Raw genomic sequence first — 25222 nt, 5'->3', positions numbered from 1 at the left:
TTAAAAGCATACCCCATCCATGGGGCGAATACATCATTTTTAAAGATTCGACAATGAACGTTAATACATTTCTAAAGAACTACTTCTCCCAGATCCAGGGTACTACTTACTCCATCCATAAAGGCGTGCAGCATGCGCTCCTGGGCTTTCTTGCCATAGCCGTTCTCGCGTCCTGTGACAAAGATGAAAATGACCCAGAGCCCCAACCAGTTCAGGCAGTAAAGGAATTTGAGTACGTCCGGCTGCTCACCTCAGATGGTACCTCTACTACCATTACCCAGATAAAGCCAGCCGATGGCACTACCCTTGCATTCCAGGCAAAATACCCCAATGCATCTTTGTATCCCACGGCCTCAGGGCGTTTTGCGGCCTTGTTGTTCGGGAGCCAAAACAGGGTGGAGTTCTTTGACAGTGGCCTGGAGTACCACGGGGACCACGTGGATGAAAAAGGAACCCCTACTTTTGCTGCCATAACTGGTGAAGGATTAAAACCTTCGCATTTCAAATCCAAGGGTGATGAATCCATCATTTTCAATGACGGAGACGGTACCCTCACCGTAGCCCGTGAATCTGATTTTCATGTACCTGGCGCGAAAATGCGGGTAGTCAATGCTGGTTTAGACCCACACCATGGGGCTATGGTGAAATTCAACAATGGCACCTACGGGGTTACCGTAGTTGATAAATCCTCTACTTTGGCGGGGCCTCACGGAGTAAAGATTATCAATGCTTCAGGTAATGAGGTGATCGCTTCCACGTTGCCAACCAGCCGGATTCACGGAAATGCCACGGATGGTACCAATGCGGTGTTTGGCGCCGAAGGCGGAGCTTTGGTAGTGACGCAATCCGGACAGCAACGACTCATTCCTAATCCCGCTGGTTTCGGTGAGGTTCGCCTCGGAACCATGTTGTATGCAGAGGGGGCTAAGAAGTTTGTAGGGTATTCCAATTTGAAGGGTGCTTACTATATAGACCTGGCTACTAACGAAATGATCCCAATTTTTGAGAGTACGAGCATCATGCAGTGTAAGGTAGACAAGGCAGGCCGTAACCTGTTGCTGCTGCTCTTAGACGGCACCCTCAAAGTGTATGATCTGGCAACCGGAAACCTCAAAAAGGAAGGCAAAATCATTTCGCCTACTGCTGCCGCAGAAACACTTAAGCCAGTATTGGAAGCAACCGAGAAGTTTGCCTACATCGCCCTGCCGGCGTTAGGGGAGGTCCATCAGGTGTCGTTGGCAGACCTTACCAGTGTCTCCAAAATCAAAGTCTCCGCTCAGCCTACCAAGCTGGTTATCCTCGGTTTTGAAACAAGTGAATCGCACTAAGGAGGTAGCGGTGAAGAACTTTTCTAAACTCTTCTGACACATAGAAGAGAAATACACAGCACAACTCCGCAACAGCCTCGGCCAAGGGCCAAAGCTGTTGCGGAGAGGCTCTCCGTGATATTCAGAAGCGGTTATTCAGCTAGAAACCAAAGAGTGGCTTTCGCTGGCTATGCATCTACAAACACTTCAACTTTCAAAAAAACAATGAACGTGAAAGCACTAGTAAAACAATACCTATTTCTGCTTTTGGCAGTTGGCCTCTTTACTTCCTGCGACGAGGACGATGAACCTGCCCCCGTTTTACCCAAACCTACCATTGACAACATTGAGGTAGGGCTTGGTAACAACGGGGTAGGCGTAATTGGCAGGGATTTTCACCTGAACGCAGATATTTTGGCTGGTGATAAGATTGAGAACGTGCAGGTTAGGATACAACAGAGAAGCGGTGAAACGTACTCTAAGGTATGGCAGCACGAGATCACCTGGGACCAGTACAAAGGAGCCAAGAACGCCAAAGTACACAAGCATTTCGACATACCGGCCGACGCGGCCGAGGGGAATTACGATTTCCTGATCATGGTCAATAATCAGAATGGCGCCAAGTTAGAGGAGAAACGAAGCATTATTCTCTATGAGGAGAAAAACCTGCCCGTAAACCCGCAGCTAAGCATCTTCAACCTCTTTGCCAAAGGGGAGCCTTTCTACTGGGATGGGAAATTTGTCAATGCAGGGCAGAAACTCCAGAAGGGAGACGTGTTCAATTCCCAAGTTGCCATTTCTGGGGTCAAAGGCGACGGGAAGATGTACCTCTTATTGATCAACAAGAAGTTGAACCATCGGCCAGAGTCTGTGGAGCAGATAGATTTCAGTAAGGCAATTGTCTATGACGTCTACGAACACAAGGGCTGGGCGGCGGCCGATTTTTTCACCAATTCTATTTTTGATCCGGCGACGTTTACCCCCGTTCGTGACTTCCCAAACCTCACTATTGGAGCGGCAAATGACAACAATGCCCCGCAGCCAAGCCCTGTCAACGGTGCCAAACCCTGGGAGTCTGGTACTTACTATTACGGCGTGGTTTATAAAAACACCACCTATGACTTCAGTTTCTTCCACTACATAGAGCTTCCCATAGAGATGAAGTAACCAGATCAATCTTAAGTAGTGCCGGAGTTTTCCCAATGATTTTCTCAAGAGGTTCACGGAGGTAAGGTATTTCTGTTTAGGGGCTGTTTTTCCAAAAAGAGCCCCTAAACAGAAACCATCCTCCTGCCATGCCTGGAATAACGTTGCTGCCAAACCCACACCGGCACCGGAACAAGTCCGAGAGAGGGAGGCGGCACTTCCGTGAAAGTACACTTGGCTATTCAGCCCGAAGCTCTTGCGCGCCGGAAAAGAAGGTCAAGCATCATCTAAAGACAAGACTAAAATTTCAACCATGAAAAAGATCATCATCAGCATGTTGGCCACGACTCTCTTCTTGCTGTCTAGTTGCCAAGGTGACGAGGAAGAAGTACTGGACACCGAATACCCGGTGATTGACACCAGTTTTGCCGGTGCCTTTCCGGTCCAATGCAGTACCGTTAAGCGAGGGGAAACCTTCACCTTCCGTGTGCGGCTGCGGGATAACCTCCGGCTCGGCTCCCTGAGCGTGGACATTCACCACAACTTCGACCACCACACCCACAGCACCGAGGTAACGGAATGCGCCATGGAGCCGGTAAAAGCGCCGGTAAAACCGTTCCTGCTCATCAAAGACTTTCCTATTCCGGAGGGCCAACGCGAATACGAAGGAAATTACCAGATACAGATTCCGGCAGACGTGGACCCCGGCGATTACCATTTTCTGATCCGCTTAACAGACCAGGAAGGCTGGCAGACCTTAAAGGGGTTGAGCATTAAAGTACAATAACCCATTGACAAGGTTTCGCTCCTTCACTATAAAATAATGTCCAGTAGAATACTAACTGAACACAAATGGCCTGGTCAAATTACACTTAAACCAGCTGCTGTTTCATTTTTTATATTCTCCGCTCACTCAATTAAATACGTCTATGGAATTTGCCTTAGAAGCAAGACAACTCAAGAAAGAATACCAAGATAAACTGGCCCTCAAAGGTCTCAACCTACAGATTAAACCGGGTGAGATTTTTTGCCTTCTGGGGCAGAACGGGGCCGGTAAATCTACCACCATCAATTTGTTCCTGGGCTTTATCACGCCTACCTCCGGGGCCGCCTACATTAATGGTTTGGAAGTGGCTGATCATCTGCTCAAGGTGAAAGAATACCTGGCCTACATTCCCGAAAATGTGATGCTGTACCCCAACCTCACGGGGCTGGAAAACTTGGCTTTGTTCAGCAGCCTGGCGGGGTTTGAATATGACAAGGAGCAGCTGTTGTTTTACTTGATAGAGGCCGGCTTGCCTGCCGAGGCAGCATCGCGCAAAGTGGGGACCTATTCTAAAGGGATGCGCCAGAAAGTGGGCATTGCCATTGCGGTGGCCAAACACGCCAAAGTGCTGCTGCTGGATGAACCTACCTCCGGTCTAGACCCCAAAGCCAGCAACGAGTTCTCTGATCTGCTGCTGAAACTGAGTAGCCAGGGCACGGCCATTTTCATGGCCACGCATGACATCTTCCGGGCCAAAGAAGTAGGCACCCGAGTGGGCATTATGCGCGAAGGGGAACTGGTGGACGTGCTGGGTACTGCCGCGCTAGATGCCAATGAACTGGAGAAACTGTACCTCAACTATATGCACAACTAACATGGTGAGAAGCATAGCCCAAAAAGAATTCCTGAGTACGCTCCGCGATAAGCGTTTTGTCGTGCTGAGCGTACTCGTGTTGCTGCTTTTGCTGGCCGCCACCGTGGTGGGGTTGTATAGCGCGCATACGTTGCAGCAGGAACGGATGGTAGCGCAAGAGGAAGTAAACCACCAGTTCCATAATTCCCAAGACCGCCACCCGCACCGCATGGCCCATTACGGTTCCTTCGCGTTTAGGCCCAAATCCAGCCTTAGTTTTCTGGACTTTGGGTTAGATTCATTTACCGGGGCCTCGGTGTTTATGGAGGCGCACCGGCAGAACAGCGCCAACTTCAGCCAGGCGCAGCAATCTTCCTCACTCATTCGGTTTGGGGAGATGACAGTGGCCTTTGTATTGCAGATGCTCCTGCCGCTGCTCATTGTTTTCCTTTGTTTCGGGGCGTTTACCCAGGAGAAAGAAACGGGTACCCTTAAGATTCTGCTGAGCCAGGGCGTGTCTTTGCGCCGGATTGCCTGGGCTAAGATCAAAGGCTACAGCAAAACCGTGGCCCTAGTGGTTACCCCCGCGCTATTACTGGCGGCTGGGCTGCTGTTCGGGCAGAACGGGTTTGATCTGCATCCAGATACCGTTTGGCGGCTGTTGCTGTTCCTGTCTTTTTATCTGGTGTACTTTTTCATTTTCATTGTGCTGTCGGTTATCATCTCGGCGTTGCACCGGCGGTCCAGCACCGCTTTGGTGACCTTGCTGGGTATCTGGATTCTGTTCTGCGTGATCATTCCCAAAGCCGCGGCCAACCTGGGCAACACCTTGTACACCACGCCCACCAAAGCCCAGATGGACGCCGATGTGCACGAGGAAGTAGCCAAAGGCATTGACGGGCATAACGCACAGGATGCACGCGCCGGAGGGCTCAAAAAAGAGCTGCTCCGGAAGTACGGAGTAGATTCGCTGAGCCAATTACCGGTGAATGTGGACGGAATCATCATGGCGGCCGGCGAAGAACAGAGCACCCGCGTGTACCGAGAACATTTTGACAAATTAACTAACACCTTCCAGCAACAGAACCTTATCTCTGAGCTGGCAGCGTTTCTGAACCCGTACTTGGCGGTGCGGCATTTGTCAATGGGCATGGCGGGCTCTGATTTTTCGCACTACCTCCATTTCCAGGAAGAGGCCGAGGAGTACCGCTATAAGTTAGCGCAGGGGTTGAACCACCTACAGGCCACCCGCCTCACCTACAAAGACAAAACCACCCGTCTCAGCTCCGACACCTGGAAGGAGTTCAAGCCATTTTCCTACGAGACACCGCCCGTGCAATGGGCCCTAAGTCACCACGTCTTCTCTTTGGCGGCTTTATTCCTGTGGCTGGTGCTGGTGTGCACGGTGGGCTTCCGGCTCATAGACAAAACTCAAATTGTATAAGGGATGAAAAAATTCTGGATACTGATCAAATACGAATGGCTCAATTTCAGGGCCGATAAGGGCTTGCTCATCTTAGTCACGCTCACCTTGCTGGCAGGCTTGTATGGCATTTACTACGGCACCACTGAGGTAGAGCGCCAACGGCAAAACCTTGCCGGATTGCAGAAACTGACGGAGCACAATGTGGAAGAGATGAAAGCCAAATACCCCGCGGGCGCAGATGCCGGCGATATTGGGTATTACCATTCCACCTTCGCTGTGCACCATCCAGATTCATGGGCCGCTTTGGCGCTGGGGCAACGCGACGTGAACCCGTACTACATCAAGCTCAGGTTGCTTAATTTGCAGTCCCAGTTGTATGACACGGAGAACATCAATCCACAGAAGGTACTGGCGGGCAACTTTGATTTGTCTTTTGTGCTGGTGTACCTGTTTCCGCTGCTCATCATTGGGCTCTGCTTCAACATTCTGTCTGTAGAGAAGGAACAGGGAACCTTGCCCTTGTTGCTGTCTCAACCCATTAGTCTGCCCCTCATTGTAGGCGCGAAGCTAACGTTCAGAATGCTGGTGGTACTGAGTTTGGGCTTGCTGCTTTCCATTATCGCTATGCTCTGGGGCAACGTGGTGCCCGATGGGCGGGTGGCGCTCTGGCTGGGCGTGGTGGTCTTGTACTGCCTGTTCTGGTTTGCGGTGGCGTTTCTGGTGGCGGGATTGCAGAAAAATTCGGCTTTCAATGCGGTAACTCTGCTGGGCGTATGGCTGCTGCTCACCATTGTGGTGCCGGCATTGTTGAACGTGTATGTCTCCATCAAGCAGCCCGTACCGCAGGCGCTGGCATTAACCATAAAACAGCGCGAAGTGGTGCACGGCGGCTGGGACAAACCCAAGGAGGAGACCATGGAAAAGTTCTTCGCCCTGTACCCGCAGTGGCAGGATACTGCCCAAATCAAAGAGCGGTTTGTTTGGCGCTGGTACTATGCCTTCCATCACTTAGGCGATGTGGCAGTGGCAGACTTGGCCTCCCAGTACAAACAGAGTCTGCTAAACCGGCATGAACTGGTGCAACGGCTGAATGTGCTGTCGGTGCCGGTGAATGTGCAGGGAATTTTCAACGCGCTGGCAGGGACAGACTTGCCGTCTTACGTGCAGTTCCTGCAAAGCGCCACCCGTTACCACGATGCGCTCCGGGCGTTCTACTACCCGTTCCTCTTCCGGCAAATCACCTTCCACCACGCAGATTTCGAACAGGAGCCTAAACATCATTTCGCCAGCTCCCCAGACGTGGCCTCGGCTACCGCTGGTGTGGTGAAGCTTTTCATAAGTGTGTTAGTGGTGTTTGGAGCGGGATTACTTTTATACCGGTGGAAAGTGGCTTCTGTCAAATAACCCACCTTGCGTTTAGGGGCTCTTTTTTGAAAAAGAGCCCCTAAACGCAATGGTGAATTCCTGTTACAGGGAACCGACAAAAAAGAAGCGGCTGCCTTTTATAGCAGCCGCTTCTTTTTTGTTTAATGCGCTTACTTCTCAATGACCTTGATCAACGTTTTCGCTTCCACGCGGTCGGTTAATTGCATGCCGTTGAGGATAGCCATTTCCTCCAGCCGTTTGTCTGGTACGCTGAAAGTTCTGAGTACCTGCGTAAGCGTACCGGCAGCTTTCACCGTCTTGATGCGTACCACTTCTGGCTTCCGGTTGATCTTCTCCTGGTCGGTGAGCTGCCGGAAGTTCTGGGCCACGGCGCTGAATGACTGGAAATAATTGTTGAAGTCTGTCGCCGCCGAAACTCCGGTAATGTTATAAATATTGCCGCCGTACTGGATGAAATAACTCAAGGCCTGGATAGGGGCCGCTTGTTGCTGTTGAGCCTGCTGTTGCTGTTGCGTAGATTGCTGCGCAATGACCGCCAATGCCGGCAGCCCGTTTACCGTTACCTGTTTTGATTCTATCGCCTGCAGTTGGTTTGCCTGGAGCATCTGCTGGGCGGCGGTCTCCAGTGACGTACCCTGGGCCAGCCGCAGGAACAACAGGGCTTTCCCGTCTTTGGGAGCCATCTGCACCTGTTGCGGCGTGTTCTGGATGTTCCAGCCGGTGGGCACCGGGAACTGGAATTTAAGCTCAGGATGGTAGAAGGTGTTGTTCTCCACGAAGCCCTGTTTAGGATCTTCGCCGTAAATGAGGCCGTCAATCATGCGTAGGTAGCTGTCCCGGCCCTCTTTCAGGTTGGTGGCGTTGGTTTTCTGTTTCCACTGGTCGGCGAGCTGGTGTACCGTGGAATAGCGGTTGGCGGGGTTAGGGTGGGTAGACTGCCACTCCGGAATCTCACCTTGGCCGCTCTGGGCGCTTTGCCGTTGCAGCGTCTGGAAGAAATCAGCCATGTGGCTGGCGTCATAGCCTATCTTGGTAGAATACTCCACGCCCAACTCATCAGACTGGCGCTCATCGTCGCGGCCGAATTTGAGGAACAGGAGGCTGGCGCCCTGTGAGGCCACATCGCCCAGCTCAGCCAGTTCCGGGAATGCGATCATGCCGCCCAGCAGCACGCCCTGCGTCAGGATGGATTTACTTTGCTGCTGCGCCGAGTGGCGGGCGGTGATGTGGCCAATCTCGTGCCCCAGCACCCCGGCAAACTGCGCTTCACTGTTGAAGTGCGCCATAATGCCCCGTGTAAAATACACATATCCGCCGGGCACGGCGAAGGCATTGAGAATAGGCGAGTCCACAATCTTGAACTCGTATTTCAGGTTTGGCCTGTGCGAGACGGCTGCCATCTGCTGCCCTTTCTCCTGGATGAACTTCTGAAGGGTGGGGTTCTGCACCAGGCCGTACTGCGCCACAATCTGCGGGTCGGCCTCCAGGCCCATGGCTATTTCCTGTTCTTCAGACACCAGACTGATGTCGCGTTTGCCGGTCACGGGGTTGGTGGCGCAGGAGTTGAATAGCAGGAATACAGAGGTAGCCAAGCTATAAACGAAGTGCTTTCTCATAGTGGTAGAAGTTAGGCCAAACGTGCTGCTCTCTCAGGGCACCGAACGCCGCTGGAGATTCCCTTGCAACGTGCCGGAAGAGCCCTGGGTTACGGCTGCTAGTTTTAGGACTTATCTGGGAAGCGGCCAAGCTGTAGAAACGCGTTTAGCGGCTCTTTTTCCAGAATTCACTCTAAACTGGATATCGGCCCGTGGCCGATGAATTTAGGGAAGCAAATCTGGGGACGGAGGCATTTGGTTCAGGAAGAGCTGCTCGCGCCAGCGCATGCGGTAGGCGTTCATGGCAGTGGTGCCCAGTTTCTGCAGCAGGCGGTAGTTTACCACGGCGCCCACCGGTGCGCCAATGATTGGGATAAGCTGTGCCAGTTTGGCCAGGTCAATGTAGTCACGGTACTCCTGCTGGAAGGTGCGCCAGTCAAACTGGTGAATGTCCTGGGGCAGGTGCAGTTTCTGGGTTTCCCAGTCCACCATCTGCAGGTACACCTCGCGGCGCTGCTGCTGGCTGCTGAACGCCAACTGGAAAATATGGAGCAGGTACACCCGCTCGCGGTAATCATCCACGGAGTGGCCGTACAGGGCCGCCAGGTCAAACAGCATCTTGAGTTTAATGCCCAGCAGGAGCGGGAAATCGGCGAGGCCCAAAAGAATTCCCCCGGCCCCGGTAATGCCTCCCTCGGCGGCGGCCGTACTTCGGTAAAACGCAATGCGCTCCCGCACGGCCGCCTCGCGGGCTTCCAGCGATAAGCCCGGATTGGGTTTGGCGGTGGTGTGCTTCGCCCCGAACAAAACCGCCCTGATCATCTGCTTGATGGTGGCGGTAACGGCCTGGTGTACCTTCTCTGGTATGTAGCGGTTGATTTTCTGCTGCAGGCCGCGCGTGAAGTGGTTCACCAGGGAGGGATCTTTCAGCATTTGCTGCTGCCACTCCCGGAGTTCCAGGAGCATGGTTTCTTCGTACGCGGAGGTGGCCATAGGGCTTGAAAAAGATAGTGTGGGATTGGGTACAAGAACGGCAAAGGGCGGGGAAGAGGCAAACAAAAAGCGTTTAGGGGCCGTTTTTTGAAAAACAGCCCCTAAACGCTTTTTGTGCTTTCATAGGGTAGGTTACCGGCGGCCTCTGCCTCTGGTGCCGGCCGTTCTTTTGGGCTTCTGGTCAGCGGCGGGGCGGGCCGAACGCGAAGAACCCGCCCCCGATGATTGGCGTCCCGACTTGCCCGGAGCACCGCCACCTGCCGGTTTGGCCGAGCTTCTTTTAGGACCTGAGCCACCAACGGTGTCCCGGGATGCCCCGCCAGCGCCCGCCGAACCTTTGGGCTTGCGGGTGGATTTGGCTTTGGGGTTTTCATAGGTATTTTCTCTGGTAGGCCGGGGCAGCGCCACGCGGTGCACTTTCACGCCAAACTCTTCCATGATGTCCTCCTCTTCCTCGGGCGCGGCCTCCACGGCTTTTTTGCGCGGCTCCTTGCCCCAGGTGGAAGCGTCCTCAAACTTGGAGGAGTCTGCCAGCAGCTGGTTCATGGTCTTGAGCTCCTCCAGGGTGAGGTAACGCCAGTGGCCGGTGGGTAAATCAGCGAGCTTGATGTTCATGATGCGCACGCGCTTCAGCTTCTCCACTTTGTAGCCCAAGGTCTCGCACATGCGTCTGATCTGGCGGTTGAGGCCTTGGGTAAGCACAATCCTGAAGGCTTTGTGACCCTGCTGGTGCACCACGGCTTTTTTGGTAAGCCCTTCGGCCAGCCGCACGCCATTGGACATCTGCTTCACAAAGTCATCGGTCACGGGCTTGTCCACCATCACCACGTACTCCTTCTCGTGGTTGTTGTCGGCGCGCAGGATCTTGTTCACAATGTCGCCGTCGTTGGTGAGCAGAATGAGTCCCTCAGAGGCGTTGTCTAGCCGCCCAATGGGGAAAATGCGCTTGGGAAACCCAATGAAGTCAATGATGTTCTTCTTGTCGTTGGGGTCTGTGGTGGTGGTAATGCCGGTGGGTTTGTTAAAGGCGATGTACACCGCGCGGTCAGAGGGTTTCTTCGCCCGGATGGGTTCGCCGTCCACGGCTACTTTGTCGCCGGGTTTTACGGTGGCGCCTTTTTTTGCCGTGCGGTTATTGATGCTCACCCGGCCGTCTTCTATGTATTGGTCGGCCTCGCGGCGCGAGCAGAAGCCCGAGTCGCTGATGAATTTATTGAGCCGGATGCTGGTATCTGTTGACATGGTACCTCAGTGAATGGGTTTGAATAGAGCGACTGAACGTGACTCAGCTGCTCTAGGTGCCTTATGAAAATATTTCAGTTACGGGAGCGCGAATAGGTTACCTGAAGGTTCTCAGGTACAGTTCTTCCACTTTGGTGCGCGCCCAGGGAGTTTTACGCAAAAACGTGAGGCTGGACTTAATGGTGGGGTTGTGGTTGAAGCTGTTGATTCTGATGCGCTCACCCAATTCTTCCCAACCGTAATGGTCTACCAGCTGCACCAAAATCATCTCCAGGGTTTTCCCGTGCAACGGATTGTTTTTCTGTTCTTCCATAATTTCCCTGCAAAGGTAGTCTTTCTCTGGGAGTTTACGAGAATGGCCGCGCCCAAGGCAAGCAAATGGACCTGCATTTCTGCGCCTGCCGCACCTGTTTTGCGTTTAGGGGCCGTTTTTCCGAAAACACGCCAAAAACGGTGTTGCCCGCTGGCTAGACGCTGTGGGTTTCATGTGACCGGCCGAATTAGATTCAAATTCTTCTTCCGTACCAAGCGCTCGTTAGCTTTGCGTGTGGGTTTAATAAGAAAAATTAGTACCTTCAAAACCTCTCAGGCAGGGCCGTACCCCTCGTATTGCCTCGCCATAATGCCGTCTCACCCAACCTTCAGTTTCTTAACCATGCAAAACAGTTCCCTCTCTGCCCTTGCTCAACCAGACGCTGCTTCGGCCATAGAAGATTTTGTCCAGACGTATGCGGCGCACCCGGTGTACATTCCGCCCCGCGGCCCGCGGCTCCACGCCAAAAACTGGCCCGCTGAGGCGGCGCTCAGAATGTTCCTGAACAACCTGTCTAATGACGTGGCCGAAAAGCCCGAGGAATTGGTGGTGTACGGCGGCATTGGCCAGGCGGCCCGCACCCCCCAGGATGCCCGCAAGATTGTGGAGCTGCTGCTGACCCTGGAGGAAGACGAGAGCCTGCTCATCCAGTCTGGGAAGCCGGTGGGCAAGATCAGGAGCCACGCCGAGGCTCCGCGCGTACTCATCGCCAACAGCAACCTGGTGCCCCGCTGGTCTACCTGGGAACACTTCAACCAACTCCGCGAACGCGGCCTCATGATGTACGGACAGATGACCGCCGGTTCCTGGATCTACATTGGCACCCAGGGCATTTTGCAGGGCACCTATGAAACCTTCGCCGCCTGCGGCCGAAGGCACTATAACGGTGACCTGCGCCATAAACTGGTGGTGAGCGGGGGCTTGGGCGGCATGGGCGGCGCTCAGCCGTTGGCAGCCACCATGGCGGGCGCTACTTTCTTGGGCGTAGACATTGACCCTGAACGCATCAAGAAACGGGTTGAAACCGGCTACCTGGACCATATTTCCTATGACTACCACCATGCCATGCGCCTGGTGCTGGCCGCCCGCCACAAAGGCGAGGCCGTGTCTATTGGCCTGGTGGGCAACATAGGCGATGTGCTGGAGAAACTGCTGGAAGACGAGATTATCCCAGACATCCTCACAGACCAAACCTCGGCCCATGATCCCATCAATGGGTACGTGCCCCACGGCCTCACGCTGGAAGAAGCGCTGGCGCTTCGGCAAAGTGATCCGCAGGAATACAAAGCCCGTTCGCTTCAGAGCATGGCCCGCCACGTGGGCTATATGCTGGAAATGCAGCGCCGCGGCAGCTGTACCTTTGATTACGGCAATAACCTGCGGGAATACGCCCAACAGGGCGGCGAGGCCAACGCTTTCCAGATTCCCGGTTTTGTGCCGGAGTACATCAGGCCTTTGTTCTGTGAAGGCAAAGGACCGTTCCGGTGGGTGGCTTTGTCCGGTGACCCCGAGGACATCAAAGTAACCGATGAAGCCCTCAAACAGCTTTTCCCCGAGAATACGCACATGATTGGCTGGCTCAACGAGGCGAGCCTCAAAGTATCGTTTCAGGGCTTGCCTAGCCGCATCTGCTGGCTGGGCATGGGCGAGCGCGAGAAAGCCGGGTTGCTCTTTAACCAGCTGGTGCGCGAAGGCAAGGTGAAAGCCCCCCTCGTGATTGGCCGCGACCATCTGGACTGCGGCTCCGTGGCATCTCCGTACCGCGAAACCGAAGGCATGAAAGACGGGTCAGACGCCGTGTCTGACTGGCCGCTGCTCAACCTCATGGCCAACGCCAGCGGCGGGGCCACCTGGATTTCCTTCCACCACGGCGGGGGCGTAGGCATGGGCTTCTCCCAGCACGCCGGCATGGTGATTGTGGCCGATGGCTCTGAACGTGCCGACCGCTGCCTGCGCCGCGTGCTGCACAATGACCCGGCCCTGGGCATCTTCCGCCACGCCGATGCCGGTTATGAAACCGCCCAGCAAAACGCCGTAAAGCACGGTCTTACTATCTAACGTTATGCTGCGCCTTGTGGGGCGTTATCTAAGTCCACGCACTGCGTCTTCCGTTCAGGAACGCGGTGCGTGGTTCTGTATTTATAAGATCATGGGTGATAGGAAAGGGGAAAGGGTGGTTCCAGCTCCCAAGCCGTTTAGCGGCTCTTTTTCCTAAAACTGCTCAAAACTGAACCTCCAGAAGCGAGAATTCATCCGTTTTAATTTTAACTTCATGCAAGCATCACCGGAAAACTACCTGCTCCTGGGGCCTTTTCACCAGATCGTGACCATGGCCGGGCTCCCGGCGGCGGGGCCTTTGCAAGACCATCAACTGGAAGTACTGGAGCAGACGGGAATTGTGCTGTTAGGTGAGAAAATCGTAGAAGTGGGCACTTACGCGCCACTGGCCCAGAAAGCTCAGGCCCTTGGTTACGCGGTGCAGGAACTGACGGAGCCCCTGGTGCTGCTGCCTGGGTTCATAGATGCCCATACGCACCTGTGCTTCGCGGGCTCCCGGGCGAACGATTTTGCCCAGCGCGTTGCCGGTAAAACCTATCTGGAAATTGCCCGCAACGGCGGCGGCATTCTGGACACCGTCCGGAAAACGAGAGCCGCCTCTCCAGAGGAATTGGCCCAAACGCTGCATGAGCGTTGCCAGCAGCATTTGTCTGAGGGCGTGACCACCTGCGAGGTGAAAAGTGGTTACGGCCTCACCGTAGCCGATGAGCTCAAAATGCTGGAGGTAATTAACCAAGTACACCAGGAGCAACCCCTGGATCTGGTGCCCACCTGCCTGGCCGCCCACATGCGCCCACCGGAATTTTCGCAGTCCGGTAACTACCTCACGCATATTGCGCAGGAATTACTGCCGCAGGTAAAAGCCCGTGGGCTGGCGCAGCGGGTAGATATTTTTGTGGAAGACACCGCCTTCACAGAATCAGAAGCCATTAAGTTCTTACAAACCGCTAAAGCCTTAGGCTTTGACGTAACTGTGCACGCCGATCAGTTCAGTACCGGGGGCAGCCAGGTAGCCGCCCAGGTGGGGGCCGTGAGCGCCGACCATCTGGAAGCCAGCGATGCCACGGCCATGCTGCACCTGAAAGAAGCGGGAGTAGTGGCTACTGTGTTGCCCGGCGCTTCGCTGGGATTGGGCATGCACTTCGCCCCGGCGCGGCAACTGCTGGACCACGGCCTCTGCGTCGCCGTTGCCACCGACTGGAACCCGGGTTCTGCGCCCATGGGCGATTTGCTCTTACAGGCCGCCCTGCTGGGTGCCGCTCAGAAATTAACCTTAACTGAAACCCTGGCCGGTATTACCCATCGCGCCGCCCTGGCCCTGGGCCTCACAGACCGGGGAATCATAGCCCCCGGCTTTCTCGCCGATATGGTGGCTTTCCCTACCAGCCACTACCAGGAGGTTCTGTACCGCCAGGGAAAACTCAAACCTGCCATCATCTGGAAGCGTGGCCGGCGTTATAACCTGCAACAACCTTTGCTTTCTCGCCAGGAGCCTTAACTTAGCCCCGCATTAACTTGATTGCCTATGTACAAACCATCTGATAAAACAACCTGGAACGGAAGAATTGATCCTCAGGATGGCGTATTGGGGTTGCGGTGGCACCAGATAGTTCAGTTGCTTGATCTTTCCAGGGAGGTGGCGGAAAGCGAGGGCAGCATTATTTTCCTGGGGTTCAGCTGCGACGAAGGCGTGCGGCGCAACCAAGGGCGGGTAGGAGCGGCGGCGGCGCCCTCGGCCATCCGGCAGGCCATGTCGGCTCTCGCCGATCATCTGCCGGACGAGGTGCAACTCTTCGGCGGCGGTGATGTGATCTGCGCGAACCAGCGGTTGGAAGAAGCCCAAGCCCAATTGGGCCGAAAAGTGCAGATGCTGCTCCGGAAGGGCTACAAACCTTTGGTGCTGGGTGGCGGCCATGAAACCGCATTCGGGCATTTTCTGGGCATACAGCCGCAATTGAAGCCCGGCGAGAAGCTGGGGATCATCAACCTTGATGCCCATTTTGACCTGAGAACCTACGGTCAGCACCCCAGTTCCGGCAGCCCTTTCCTCCAAATCGCCGATGCCCTGCAAGCCGGAGGGCAGGAGTTCCGTTACCTCTGCCTGGGCATTCAGGAGTACGGCAACACCCGCAAACTCTTTAAGACGGCGGCTGATTTAGGCGTTCAGTACTGCACCGCCGAGGAGTTGCAAACCGGGGCGGAAACCGTGCAGCAGAAGCTTCGTGAGTTCCTAGATGGGGTAGAGAAGGTGTACCTCAGCATTGATCTGGATGTGTTTGCGGCCGCGTATGCTCCCGGCGTAAGTGCGCCCACCGCCCTGGGTATTACCCCGCACGCGGCATTGCCCTTGCTCCGGCAAATCATCCAAAGCGGCAAAGTCCTTTCCCTTGACGTGGTGGAACTTAATCCCGCTTTAGACATAGACAACCGGACGGCCAAACTAGCCGCCGCCCTCATCTTCCATCTGGTGCAGGAATGGCATTAAGCGAAGTTTTGGCGTTTAGCGCCTGTTTTTAGAAAAAGAGCCCCAAAACGCAAAGGCTACACGTGTGCCTCAGGAAACTGCTCATTGTCTTGCCGGTTCCCGTTTAGGGGCGCTTTTTCCTGATTTCGGGCTAAAACAGCAAGAGATGGGGAATTGTCAAGCATTCCGTCCCCCTTGGAAGGGCAACTATATACTACTTGGGACAGAGCAGCGATTAAAGTTACTTTAATCGCTGCTAAATCTAGCATACAAGAAAGAGAACCTAAATGTCGTTCCTATGCTGGTAATTGAATTGTTAATCATATTCTTGGTATGGTCGTTGCTACCAGTAATAATAAAGGGGGTTAGATGGGAAATCTTAATAAGATTTAAACTAATTTTGTTGCTACAATGTATACAGTAGTATATCTTGCAACAGAAAGAAGAAAAGAACAACTAGAAGAAAGAAAGATGAAATCGGTTAAGAAAGAAACAGCAAAGCCTATCTCTGCTGCCTTCGCTAAGATGATAGAGCGAAAGAGGGAGATACATGAGCACATAAAAAAAGGCGGTTCTTTTGAGCAACTAGAGGCGAAGGGGTATAAATTTGTCACTCCATTATAATCTAGATAAACAAGGTATAGGGTATTCTTTTATAACAGACAAAGGAGTTAGGTATTATGCCTATTTTGAGGCTTACCAAGAATTCTTTACAGAGTACCCTCTTATAAAAGACCTGTTTTTCACTTTCAATTTTGACGTAGCGGACTTAGGAGAGAACAAAAGAAGGCCAAAGGATGACAACGGCCGAACAAAGGCAACTATTTCACTTTTGCTGGAATCGTTCTTCAAAGAAGATTTGGATAGGGTGCTAATAACTGTGTGTGATAGTTCTGATAACATGCACGGCGGGAGGAAAAGAATCTTTGATACTTGGTACTCTGAAAGTAAATCTGTACTACCACTTACTAAAATCAATGGATTCAATAGTACAGAAGATATGGAAGTTCATTCTTCATTAATATTCCATAGTACCCATATTTACAAGGATAATATCATAAGTGCTTACGAGCAAGTAAGAGACGGAATGTTTATTAAAAGATAAAAGAGAGCCTAACCGCTCTCTTTTTTTTATGTCTACACCGTAACTTTTAACAACTAAATTAGGTATTTACTGGGATAAGTTGTGTCTTTACAAAGTTATAAGTCAGAAACTTAAATGAAAAGCCAGTTCAATTCACTAATCCAAGTACTAGACTTCTTCAAGGATGAGGAAAGGTGCAAGCAGTACCTGGCGCAGCAGCGTTGGGGTGATACCCCTGCCTGTCCTCATTGCGGATGCGTGAAAGCCTATGTGACGAACAGAGGTTATAAATGCTCTGAGAAACTGTGTCACAAGAAGTTCACCGTAACAACGGGGACTATCTTCGAGAACACGAAGATTAAGCTTAGAACTTGGTTTGCCGCAATGTATCTGGTTACCGCTCATAAGAAATGTATCAGTTCTTTGCAGTTGTCTAGGGATTTGAACATCACGCAGAAAAGCGCATGGTTCGTGCTACACCGTATCCGTGAGATGCTGAAAGAGAAAGCCCCGCAGATGCTGGAAGGGACTGTTGAGGCAGATGAGACTTATGTAGGCGGCAAGGCTGCCAATAAGCACAAGAAAGTACGTAAGGAACTACGCGAGAAGGGAACGGGCTATGTACATAAAACACCTGTTTCCGGGCTCCTACAGAGAAACGGCAAGGTGCATACTTTCATAGTAGCAAAGGCAGACGGTTCTACCCTTAAACCTATTCTTCGCGAGAAAGTAAGTTCAGACGCAATGCTGGTGACAGACGGCTTCGGCGGTTATAAAGACCTATACAAAGAGCTCAAAGCACACAAGGTAATTAACCACGCACAGGACGAGTATGTACGCGGCGAGTTCCACACGACAGCATAGAGGGTTTTTGGAGCCAGCTAAAGAGAGGTATCTACGGTATCTATCATAGCGTAAGCCCCAAACACTTACACAGATACTGCCATGAGTTCGGCTACAGATACAACTACAGAACGATAACATACTGCACCAGATTTGAAGATGCGGTTTCTAAAGTAGGCAATACTAGAATTACTTATGATAATCTTATTGCATAGAAACCTACACCTTTAAACAATGAGGTTCTTGTATTTCATAAACAGATTCTATATATTTGTAAGTAAACAGGAAAGGCTACCTGTTTACAGGTAGCCTAATTAAATGGTATCACATCCAAAACCTGTACTTACAAAATTGGCGTGGCAGATATTTAACAGTATAGCTAATGAGACTATTGTTAATATTCGCAACTCTAATGTGGTCTGCACCAAGTAAAGGATTTTATCCTAGTGCACTAGCCAACTTCGTAAGTATTATTAGGTTAGCTCGCAACTAACCTATCAGTTGAAATAAGAAGTGGTCTAGTTTTGGACGCTAGACCTCTTAATTAAGAGAGCCACGGCTAGGTTTTGGAAGCCTAACCGCTCCGACGGTCTTCTTAATCAAAGTTCCCTTAAATCAACTAATCACTTTGGGGTAGCAGAAGCTACCCTTTTTTTTATACCTCTTGTCCATTAAAAAGACGCTCCTGGTGTTCTGATTTAGAAGGAGTGTCAAGCGGTTTAAGAGAGTAGCCTTTTATTTTAGCTTTTTCGTTTAACTTATCAAAATACTCTTTTTTTAGGGTTGTCGGGTTATGTTTATCAGTGTAAAAATCTAATAACCCAAACAGAAACAGCTTTTTCCCTTGTTTAGGGTAAATAAACTGTCCAGTTATTTTCCCTTTTTCAATTGAAGCTCTTTTAGCGTCTTTCAAAGCATCCTGCACCTGTTTGATTGAGTAACCTGCTTCAGGATATTCTGCATTAATAATTCGACTAACCTCATTAGAGGACAAGAAGTTATCATAAGATCTGATAACCTCTAACACTAAACCTCTTAAGTCTCCTTTCTTTACAGGTACAGTTAATTCTACTTTATCAGGGCTAGTCAACTGTGTAGGTTGATCTGATTTGTCATTTTGATCAACCTGACTATTGTCCTCTTTAGCTTTATCCACCTTGTATCCGACAACAGATACAGAAGCATCATTAACTTCTGTGCGCAGTAACTGCTCTGCTTTAAGGATAAGCTCCTCTAATCCCTTAATTATATTTGAAATCTCTTTTTCTCGAGTTTCAAGACTTTGTACTTCCGATTGGTAGCTAATGAATAATTGATTCTTTTTATCTTCAATTACACTAAGCTCATCTTTAAGGCATTCCAATAGGTTAACACCATTGGTGCTCCCTGAAGCAGGTATCCCTGATTTGTAATCCTCGATGTTTTTTTCGACTTGCACGATGTAAAAGTAACGTATCCTCGAACAAAAACAAAATGTTGTCGGATTTTATTTTGTTTATCGGGTAATAACAATAATGAATCTTCAGCGAAGTGTCGTTAAAGCAAATTATCCGACATCCTCTTGCCTTGATGTAGATGATTCAGCATAAGTCAACCCATTATAACTTATAAGTTTATAACTGATTTAGTATATTTGTTCATGGTAAAAAAGAAAGTAGCCAAGAAACGACCCAACAAGTACGAGGAGAAGCTGCACGTAAGCGGCACCCTTGAGGACTTGCTGAAAGTGGCGGTACGGGACGATAAGAAGGACAAGCCCCAGGCCGGCGAAGAAGAGAAGAAGTAAAAAAAGGAGCCCTAAAGCTCCTTTTGCTATTTTATGACCGCTTGTCCCGAGTGGTATATAGTCCCCCTTTGAAGGAGGTAGGGGGATGATTACTCGTGCAGAGGAAATATATCTTAATATCTCGGAACAGGTAGAGAGCACCAAATAGAAGCTTTTGACGTCTTCTAACGTATTGGTCATCCCCCTACCCCCTTCCAAGGGGGACGAAATGCGCACTCCAATCAACGTATTTGTCTTGAGTTGATGCCCTTGTTCCAAAAATAACGGCGGCGGCACCCAATGAAAGGAGCCGCCGCCGATGTGTGAACGCGAGAGGTCTGGTTAAGCCGAATTCCGTTCCGCGTTGATAATCCCGAAGGAGCAGCGCATCACCAGTTTTTCCAGCACGGGTTTGTTCGTGACCTCTTTTTCCTGTTCTTCCATTTCCCTGATGTTAGTGAGCGCGAATTGCTGGATGGTGAGCAGGGGCAGTTCAATGCGTTGCCGCATCTGGATGGAAAGCAGGTTCACTGGTTTGTCGGCCATGAGGTGCGCGTTGCCCGTGAGGCGCAGCACGTAGCGTTTGCTCCGCTCAAACTCCTGGTGGATCATGTTCCAGAGCGGGCCGTAGTGCGGGTGTTTGGCAAGAAACGCCGTGAGCGGGAAGAAGCACTTGGTCATGGCCATCTCGCTGTTGCCCAGCAGGGTCCGGAAGAACAGGGAGCGCTGGTAGAGCTTCTCAATGGCTTCCCACTGGCCTTCGGCCTCCAGTTTTTCCATGGCGGCGCCCACCCCGTAATAGCCGGGCAGGTTCTGCTTCAACTGGCTCCAGGAGCCTACATAGGGCACGGCTCTGAGGTCGTTCAGGTTCAGTTTGCCGGGTTTGCGTTTGGCTGGGCGGCTGCCAATGTTGGCCTCGGCGTAGTACCGCAATGGGCTGGCGTAGTTGAGGTACTCCAGAAAATCGGGGTGGTTCTTGAGGGTGTTGTAGGCCTGGTAACTCACCTCGGCGAGGCGTTGCATGAGCTGTTCCTCGGCCTCAGACAGCGTGGTCTCGCGGGCCGTGAACAGCGCGTTCCGGATGCCGGCGTGCATGAGCTGCTCCATGTTGTACTGCGCCGCATCCGTAGTCCCAAAGTTGGAGCTGATGGTCTGGCCCTGGATGGTAAGCTGAATCTCCTTGCTCGCGATTTTAGGCCCCATGGAGGCGTAGAACTGGTGCGTTCTGCCGCCGCCGCGCGCGGGTGGACCGCCGCGCCCGTCAAAGAACACCACCTGCAAATCATACTGCTGGGCCAGCCGGGTCAGCTCTTCCTTCGCTTTGTAGATGCTCCAGTTAGACATGAGGTAGCCGCCGTCTTTGGTGCCGTCTGAGAAGCCCAGCATAATGGTTTGGATGTTCCTGCGCCGGTGCAGGTGCTGCCGGTACACCGGCGAACGGTACAAGGCTTCCATCACCTCCGGGGCGTTCTGGAGATCATCTATGGTTTCAAAGAGCGGCACAATGTCTACGGTAAGGGCCTCGGGTTGCCAGCCGCTGAGCAGGAACAGGCCGTAGACTTCCATCACGTCAAGGGCGCTGGTGCTGTGGCTGATGATGTAGCGATGGCTGCCTTCCTCGCCGTTAATGGCCTGGATGGTTTTCATGGCCTGCATGGACTGGAGCGTGTCCTGGTGCAGCTCGCTTTCCAGCGAAGCCGGGTCTACCGTGGCGGGGGCAGTGAGCAAGGCATTGATTTTCTCCTCTGCCGTAAGCTGGGCGTAATTCTGGGGCAACACCTGGGCCGTGGCGGCAATGGCTTCCAGTACCTCGGTGTGGGCCGAGCTATCCTGCCGCACATCTAATGACGCGAAATACAACCCGAACAACTCCACCTTCCGGATCAGGTTTTCGGCCAGGGGCAGGAAGAGGCTGTTGTGGTCTCTGATGAGGGTCTCCTTGATTTTATGCAGCGGTGCCAGCAGGTCTTCTTTGGAGATATCGGCTTTATAGCCCGGCAAGAACAGGTTGTTGTACAGTTTGGCCTCCAGCGCCACCAGCTCGTTTAACACCCCTTTAAAGGTGAGGCGGCGCTTGAGCTTGCGCACATCCTGGTAGTAGGATTTGATAATGGCCCCGCGCAGGGCTTCGGCCACCCGGAGGGTGATGTCAGCGGTCACGAAGGGATTGCCATCGCGGTCGCCGCCGGGCCAGAAGCCTAGTCTAATTAAGGGGTGCTGCTCCGGCACGGCCTCCGGGAACTGGTTCTTGAGCGAGGTCATGATTTGCCCAGCCGCCTGGTAAAACACGTTCTCCAGGTACCAGATCAAACTCACGGCCTCATCATACGGTGACGGCTTCTCGCTTTTGAAGAAAGGCGTTTTGCCCAGTTGGCGTAGGTAACTGTTCACCTGCGCGGTGTTGTCACTCACCAAGGCTTTGGACAAGTCATTGATGATGCCCAGCACTTCGCTGGGGTAGAACTGGGTGGGGTGGGCCGTGAGCACCAACCGCACCGAAAAATCCTTCAGCTTCTCACGCAGTTGCTCCTGGGTCTGGGTTTGCTCTACTTCGGCCTGCAGGTGTTTGAGGGTTCCGGCCCCGGCCATGTCATGGGTTTCCCGGAAAGAGGCATCTTCCAGGGCATCAAACAGCACCACCTGGCGCTCGGCGTACTGCACAAACCGGAAGAGCAGGTCGGTCTGCTCCTGCTCAGTGCGGTAGGGCGTGTATTGGCTGAAGAACGTGGTGATGATTTCTGCGGGACTCAGTTCCTTCGCGAAGCCTTCCTCGCAGTGCAGCAGAAAAATGGAAAGCAATACCCCCGTCTTTTCCACTCTATGGAACGGGAGCGCGGTGAACAGGCTGTTGTATAGCTGAAACTTGAGCCCTACGTGTTTATCATACGTCTGTAAGGCAGTATTTGAAGAACCATCCATAGGTAAAGGTGTACGTTGTGCATGTCGCTGCTAGGTAAAAATTACCTGATAGCAATTTTACAGTATGTAAGGCTGTAAAGGGTTGTGTTAAAAATTATTCTTTAAAGAAAAGCTTTGCTTATGAGAACGCAAACATATCTTCGGTTTTATTGTCATTTTAGATTTTGATTTCCTTCCGTTACGCCAAGCGACGCATTTGCGTTTAGGGGCTCTTTTTGGAAAAAGAGCCCCTAAACGCAAGCGTTCTCTATCTCTGGGTGGGCAGAGCGGGCTTCACCGGGTTCTGCTGGGCCCTGAGCAAGACCAGTAACGTAATGGAGATGCCTACCAGAGCCACTACCGTGAAGGATACGCGCAAACTAAGCCAGTCGGCTATGAAACCAATGAGCGGAGGCCCCAGCAGAAAGCCAAAGTAACCGATGGTAGATACCAAGGCCAGCGCCAAACCAGTGGATAAGGTTTGGTTTTTACCCACTTGGGTATACGTAAGCGGAATCACCGATGACGTACCGGCTCCCACTAAAATAAAACCGAGAATAGCCATAGGGAAACTGGGCACTATGACCGCCAACAGCAAACCGCTACAGATGAGAAGACCATTCACCTGTATCATTCTGGTGCTTCCGTACCGGTTGGCAAACCGGTCTGAGACAAACCGGCCCGCCGCCATAGAACCCATGTACGCCATAAACCCTGCGGTAACCCAGCCCTGCTCCGCGTGCAGCACCTGTTTAAAGTACACCCCAGACCAGTCTAACATGCAGCCCTCGCATAGCATGCCGCAGAAGGCAATAAGACCCAGACGAAGCAGTTGAGGGTCAGGTTTGGCAAAAGAGAGCCGCTTGCTTTTTGTCTCCTGGTCTGGGTTGAGGTGGGGCAGGCTCAGGAAAACAAATAGGAACACCGTGCCCATAATGAGCAGAAAATGGGTAACGCGCTCCAGCCCCAGGGAGATGGCGGCGGCTCCCACACTGGCACCACAGAACCCTGCCAGACTCCACAAGCCATGGAACGAGGACATGATGGTGCGTCCGTAGCTTTTCTGCACCGCCAGCGCCTGCGCGTTGATGGAAATACTGGTCAGGTTGGAAGAAAGCCCAAACAGCAGCAGGCTCACCGCCAGCCACGCCACCGCCGGGGCAATCCCCAGCAGCACCAGACTCACACTGAAACCCAGAATTCCTATGGCTGCGGAATATTTGCTGCCGTACCGGTCTACTACCCATCCGGCCAGCGGCAAACCCAACAGAGAACCCAGTGGCCTGATGAGTAAGAGCGTACCGAATTCACTGTCACTGAACAGGAAACTGTTTTTGATATCCGGTATTCTGGAGGCCCAGGAAGAAAAGCAGAGGCCGCTCTGGAAAAATAAAACTCCCAGCGCAATGCGTTGCTTCAGCTTAGTCTGCATCATGGTAAAGAAGGGTGGAGCGCCAGAGGCTACGCAAATTCCCAACGTGCCTAAGGCAGGTGGGGTTAAGGGAAAGGAAGTTCAGAATGAAGCCATTTTACTCAAAAGGCGTTTAGGGGCTCTTTTTCCGAAATAAGACCCAAAACGCGCCGCTTCACTTGCAGGAAGGGCAATCTGTAAAGAGCCAAAACAAAACGGCAGGATTTGAGAAACCCTGCCGTTTTGCTGTGCTTTTCTCTATTATTATTTACAAAGCGACCGGCTTCATTTTAGGCACCAGCGTTTTCATCACGGCCCAGGCAGCCAGGTAGGCCACCGCACAGAACGCGAACATGATGGTGTAGCCGGTTTCAATCTGGCCCAGTTTCTCATAGTGGTCAAACAGGTAGCCGCCCGCTTTGGTCACCAGCACCCCGCCTATACCCCCGGCCATTCCCCCGATTCCGGTCACAGAAGCCACCGATTTTTTGGGGAACATGTCTGATACCGTGGTGAAAATGTTAGCCGACCACGCCTGGTGGGCAGAGGCACCAATCCCGATGAACAGCACCGGGAACCAGTAACTGATGTGCCCCAACGGCTGGGCCGCCAATACCAGCAGCGGGAAGAGCGCAATCACGAGCATGGCTCTCATTCTGCCTTCATACGGGTTGTAGCCCTTGTTAATGAAGTACACCGGGAACCAGCCGCCGCCAATACTGCCAATCATGGTCATGCTGTACAGCGCCGCCAGTGGGAGCATCACTTCTGTGCCCGTGAGGCCGTACTGAACTTTCAGGTAAGCCGGTAACCAGAACAGGAAGAACCACCAAACCCCGTCGGTCATCAGCTTCCCGAAAGCGAAGGCCCAGGTTTGTTTGAAGCCCAGCAGCTTAAACCAGGAAACCTTCTCCGCCGATGCGGGAGAATCGGGTTCCAAGACTGGCTCGCTGTCACTGCTGATGTACGCCCTTTCTGAGGAGGTGAGTCTTTTCTGCCTGTCTGGGGTTTCATAGTAGTAAAACCAGAAGACGAGCCACAGGAAACCAATGGCCCCAATAATAAAGAAAGTGTATTCCCAGCCTAGGTGAGAGGCAATCCAAGGCACGGTGATAGGAGCCAGAATAGCCCCCACATTGGAGCCAGAATTGAAGATACCTGTGGCCAGGGAGCGTTCTTTTTTAGGAAAATATTCTGCCGTTGCCTTGATGGCCGCCGGAAAGTTACCGGATTCCCCAAAGCCCAGAAATGCCCGCGCCACCATAAACCCCAGCACTGAGACGGGAATGGCCGCAAACCCCACTGCCGTGAAGACCGGGCTCACCGCCCTGCCCAATGGTTCTGCGTAGGCGTGTAAGATGGCGGCCAAAGACCAGATGATCAAAGCCCAGGCGTAGCCCCATTTAGTCCCCAACCGGTCTATGATACGGCCGGCAAACAACATGGAAATAGCGTAGGTAAACTGGAAAACGGCGGCAATATTCGCGTAATCTGTATTTGACCAGCCAAACTTCTCGGCCAACATGGGCTGCAAAAGGCTCAGTACCTGTCTGTCCAGGTAATTCACCGTGGTCGCGAAAAAGAGAAGGCCGCAGATGGTCCACCGGTAGCCGCCAATCTTTCCCTGGATTGTCTCCGCGGGTGTTGTTTGTTTTGTTGAGGACATATGTTT

20 protein-coding genes and 1 pseudogene are annotated in these 25222 nt (G+C 52.4%); 13 read left to right on the top strand and 8 right to left on the bottom strand.

From position 1 onward, the window contains the following. Positions 1-53: 53 nt before the first annotated feature. The 6 genes from EFA69_RS19835 (at position 54) to EFA69_RS19810 (ending at position 6902) form a co-directional block, all read left to right on the top strand. Positions 54-1328, top strand: coding sequence for a hypothetical protein (locus tag EFA69_RS19835; protein ID WP_245964642.1), 1275 nt, complete (start codon positions 54-56; stop codon positions 1326-1328). Positions 1329-1538: 210 nt separating this feature from the next. Next, complete coding sequence (locus EFA69_RS19830) at positions 1539-2474, top strand: DUF4625 domain-containing protein (protein ID WP_183906881.1); 936 nt, start codon at positions 1539-1541, stop codon at positions 2472-2474. Positions 2475-2766: 292 nt separating this feature from the next. Then, positions 2767-3240: a DUF4625 domain-containing protein gene (locus EFA69_RS19825; protein ID WP_123134936.1), complete on the top strand. Its 474-nt coding sequence runs from the start codon at positions 2767-2769 to the stop codon at positions 3238-3240. 142 nt (positions 3241-3382) lie between these two features. Beyond that, complete coding sequence (locus EFA69_RS19820; protein WP_123134775.1) at positions 3383-4093, top strand: ABC transporter ATP-binding protein; 711 nt, start codon at positions 3383-3385, stop codon at positions 4091-4093. 1 nt (position 4094) lies between these two features. Then, positions 4095-5516, top strand: a complete 1422-nt coding sequence (locus EFA69_RS19815) for an ABC transporter permease (protein WP_183906880.1) — start codon at positions 4095-4097, stop codon at positions 5514-5516. 3 nt (positions 5517-5519) lie between these two features. Next, positions 5520-6902, top strand: a complete 1383-nt coding sequence (locus tag EFA69_RS19810; protein WP_123134773.1) for an ABC transporter permease — start codon at positions 5520-5522, stop codon at positions 6900-6902. Positions 6903-7033: 131 nt separating this feature from the next. Here EFA69_RS19810 and EFA69_RS19805 read toward each other — a convergent pair whose 3' ends face one another. The 4 genes from EFA69_RS19805 to EFA69_RS19790 all read right to left on the bottom strand — a co-directional run bounded on the left by EFA69_RS19805 (position 7034) and on the right by EFA69_RS19790 (position 11027). Further along, positions 7034-8500 carry a M48 family metalloprotease gene (locus EFA69_RS19805; RefSeq protein ID WP_123134772.1) on the bottom strand — a complete coding sequence of 489 codons (1467 nt, stop codon included), beginning with the start codon at positions 8498-8500 and terminating at the stop codon, positions 7034-7036. 204 nt (positions 8501-8704) lie between these two features. Continuing rightward, positions 8705-9472 (bottom strand): EcsC family protein, encoded by a 768-nt coding sequence (locus EFA69_RS19800; protein ID WP_123134771.1) that lies wholly within the window; start codon positions 9470-9472, stop codon positions 8705-8707. 132 nt (positions 9473-9604) lie between these two features. Beyond that, positions 9605-10714 (bottom strand): 23S rRNA pseudouridine(2604) synthase RluF, encoded by a 1110-nt coding sequence (rluF, locus tag EFA69_RS19795; protein WP_123134770.1) that lies wholly within the window; start codon positions 10712-10714, stop codon positions 9605-9607. Positions 10715-10811: 97 nt separating this feature from the next. After that, complete coding sequence (locus EFA69_RS19790) at positions 10812-11027, bottom strand: VF530 family protein (RefSeq protein ID WP_123134769.1); 216 nt, start codon at positions 11025-11027, stop codon at positions 10812-10814. Positions 11028-11369: 342 nt separating this feature from the next. Between EFA69_RS19790 and EFA69_RS19785 the strand changes: the two genes are divergently transcribed. The 6 genes and pseudogenes from EFA69_RS19785 to EFA69_RS19760 all read left to right on the top strand — a co-directional run bounded on the left by EFA69_RS19785 (position 11370) and on the right by EFA69_RS19760 (position 17691). Continuing rightward, positions 11370-13085: a urocanate hydratase gene (locus EFA69_RS19785; protein ID WP_123134935.1), complete on the top strand. Its 1716-nt coding sequence runs from the start codon at positions 11370-11372 to the stop codon at positions 13083-13085. 214 nt (positions 13086-13299) lie between these two features. Beyond that, on the top strand, positions 13300-14583 hold the full coding sequence (hutI, locus tag EFA69_RS19780; protein WP_123134768.1) for an imidazolonepropionase: 1284 nt from the start codon (positions 13300-13302) through the stop codon (positions 14581-14583). Positions 14584-14610: 27 nt separating this feature from the next. Continuing rightward, positions 14611-15570 (top strand): formimidoylglutamase, encoded by a 960-nt coding sequence (gene hutG, locus EFA69_RS19775; RefSeq protein WP_123134767.1) that lies wholly within the window; start codon positions 14611-14613, stop codon positions 15568-15570. A gap of 390 nt (positions 15571-15960) precedes the next feature. Then, entirely contained in the window at positions 15961-16173 is a 213-nt protein-coding gene (locus tag EFA69_RS19770) for a hypothetical protein (protein WP_123134766.1), read from the top strand. Beyond that, positions 16157-16654 (top strand): DUF6169 family protein, encoded by a 498-nt coding sequence (locus tag EFA69_RS19765; protein WP_123134765.1) that lies wholly within the window; start codon positions 16157-16159, stop codon positions 16652-16654. The genes EFA69_RS19770 and EFA69_RS19765 overlap by 17 nt, the downstream gene beginning before the upstream one ends. 114 nt (positions 16655-16768) lie before the next feature. Then, a pseudogene (locus EFA69_RS19760) lies at positions 16769-17691 on the top strand (IS1595 family transposase). Positions 17692-18131: 440 nt separating this feature from the next. On the opposite strand, the gene EFA69_RS19750 reads toward EFA69_RS19760, so the two are convergent. Then, positions 18132-18914, bottom strand: coding sequence for a hypothetical protein (locus EFA69_RS19750; protein WP_123134763.1), 783 nt, complete (start codon positions 18912-18914; stop codon positions 18132-18134). 201 nt (positions 18915-19115) lie between these two features. Between EFA69_RS19750 and EFA69_RS20390 the strand changes: the two genes are divergently transcribed. Continuing rightward, positions 19116-19262 (top strand): hypothetical protein, encoded by a 147-nt coding sequence (locus EFA69_RS20390; protein WP_183906878.1) that lies wholly within the window; start codon positions 19116-19118, stop codon positions 19260-19262. 321 nt (positions 19263-19583) lie between these two features. Here EFA69_RS20390 and EFA69_RS19745 read toward each other — a convergent pair whose 3' ends face one another. From EFA69_RS19745 to EFA69_RS19735, 3 genes are all read right to left on the bottom strand, one after another. Further along, the gene (locus tag EFA69_RS19745) at positions 19584-22160 is read right to left on the bottom strand and encodes a phosphoenolpyruvate carboxylase (RefSeq protein ID WP_123134762.1); all 2577 of its coding nucleotides are present in this window, start codon (positions 22158-22160) and stop codon (positions 19584-19586) included. 247 nt (positions 22161-22407) lie between these two features. Next, positions 22408-23574 carry an MFS transporter gene (locus EFA69_RS19740; RefSeq protein WP_317125639.1) on the bottom strand — a complete coding sequence of 389 codons (1167 nt, stop codon included), beginning with the start codon at positions 23572-23574 and terminating at the stop codon, positions 22408-22410. A 244-nt stretch (positions 23575-23818) separates the two neighbouring features. Beyond that, positions 23819-25216, bottom strand: coding sequence for an MFS transporter (locus EFA69_RS19735; RefSeq protein WP_221175775.1), 1398 nt, complete (start codon positions 25214-25216; stop codon positions 23819-23821). Between the last annotated feature and the right edge of the window lie 6 nt (positions 25217-25222).

Source organism: Rufibacter immobilis (assembly GCF_003721565.1).
Classification (GTDB): domain Bacteria; phylum Bacteroidota; class Bacteroidia; order Cytophagales; family Hymenobacteraceae; genus Nibribacter; species Nibribacter immobilis.
The sequence above is the reverse complement of the archived record's forward strand: the minus strand, read 5'-3'. Positions and strand labels throughout refer to the sequence as shown.

Excerpts from the sequence above, each read along its gene's own strand:
- EFA69_RS19835 (WP_245964642.1), top strand. The coding sequence starts at position 54 with ATGAACGTTAATACATTTCTAAAGAACTACTTCTCCCAGATCCAGGGT.
- EFA69_RS19825 (WP_123134936.1), top strand. The coding sequence starts at position 2,767 with ATGAAAAAGATCATCATCAGCATGTTGGCCACGACTCTCTTCTTGCTG.
- EFA69_RS19820 (WP_123134775.1), top strand. The coding sequence starts at position 3,383 with ATGGAATTTGCCTTAGAAGCAAGACAACTCAAGAAAGAATACCAAGAT.
- EFA69_RS19815 (WP_183906880.1), top strand. The coding sequence starts at position 4,095 with ATGGTGAGAAGCATAGCCCAAAAAGAATTCCTGAGTACGCTCCGCGAT.
- EFA69_RS19810 (WP_123134773.1), top strand. The coding sequence starts at position 5,520 with ATGAAAAAATTCTGGATACTGATCAAATACGAATGGCTCAATTTCAGG.
- EFA69_RS19805 (WP_123134772.1), bottom strand. The coding sequence starts at position 8,500 with ATGAGAAAGCACTTCGTTTATAGCTTGGCTACCTCTGTATTCCTGCTA.
- EFA69_RS19800 (WP_123134771.1), bottom strand. The coding sequence starts at position 9,472 with ATGGCCACCTCCGCGTACGAAGAAACCATGCTCCTGGAACTCCGGGAG.
- rluF (WP_123134770.1), bottom strand. The coding sequence starts at position 10,714 with ATGTCAACAGATACCAGCATCCGGCTCAATAAATTCATCAGCGACTCG.
- EFA69_RS19790 (WP_123134769.1), bottom strand. The coding sequence starts at position 11,027 with ATGGAAGAACAGAAAAACAATCCGTTGCACGGGAAAACCCTGGAGATG.
- EFA69_RS19785 (WP_123134935.1), top strand. The coding sequence starts at position 11,370 with ATGCAAAACAGTTCCCTCTCTGCCCTTGCTCAACCAGACGCTGCTTCG.
- hutI (WP_123134768.1), top strand. The coding sequence starts at position 13,300 with ATGCAAGCATCACCGGAAAACTACCTGCTCCTGGGGCCTTTTCACCAG.
- hutG (WP_123134767.1), top strand. The coding sequence starts at position 14,611 with ATGTACAAACCATCTGATAAAACAACCTGGAACGGAAGAATTGATCCT.
- EFA69_RS19770 (WP_123134766.1), top strand. The coding sequence starts at position 15,961 with ATGTATACAGTAGTATATCTTGCAACAGAAAGAAGAAAAGAACAACTA.
- EFA69_RS20390 (WP_183906878.1), top strand. The coding sequence starts at position 19,116 with ATGGTAAAAAAGAAAGTAGCCAAGAAACGACCCAACAAGTACGAGGAG.
- EFA69_RS19745 (WP_123134762.1), bottom strand. The coding sequence starts at position 22,160 with ATGGATGGTTCTTCAAATACTGCCTTACAGACGTATGATAAACACGTA.
- EFA69_RS19740 (WP_317125639.1), bottom strand. The coding sequence starts at position 23,574 with ATGATGCAGACTAAGCTGAAGCAACGCATTGCGCTGGGAGTTTTATTT.
- EFA69_RS19735 (WP_221175775.1), bottom strand. The coding sequence starts at position 25,216 with ATGTCCTCAACAAAACAAACAACACCCGCGGAGACAATCCAGGGAAAG.